Origin of the sequence: Microbulbifer okhotskensis, from assembly GCF_023895975.1 — a bacterium.
GTDB lineage: Bacteria > Pseudomonadota > Gammaproteobacteria > Pseudomonadales > Cellvibrionaceae > Microbulbifer > Microbulbifer okhotskensis.
Genome location: NZ_JALBWM010000496.1, coordinates 1 through 243, shown reverse-complemented (window position 1 = coordinate 243; position 243 = coordinate 1). Strand labels below are relative to the sequence as shown.

Here is a 243-nt window from a genome sequence, read left to right as displayed (position 1 = left end):
TAAAGCGACTATCATCCTCACGGAACACTACATCTAAAATCCAGTGTAGCGAGTTCTCAACACCCCAGTGAGATCGAGTAATCTGATTGAGCTCTGCTGATCGAGGCTCTAAACTACTGATATAGTAGCGTGTTTCGCAACTGGTGTGCCCTGCTACAGATCGCTTCTCCTGGACTGCGACAACACTCCTAAGACCGTGCCATTGCTCTTTACCTTCGAGCCAATCAATACTGCTAGTAGAGA

At 47.3% G+C, this 243-nt stretch carries 1 protein-coding gene; it reads right to left on the bottom strand.

Going from position 1 to position 243, the window contains the following annotated elements:
• On the bottom strand, positions 1–243 hold a 243-nt coding region (locus MO867_RS23055), incomplete at both ends, for an ISAs1 family transposase (RefSeq protein WP_252473487.1).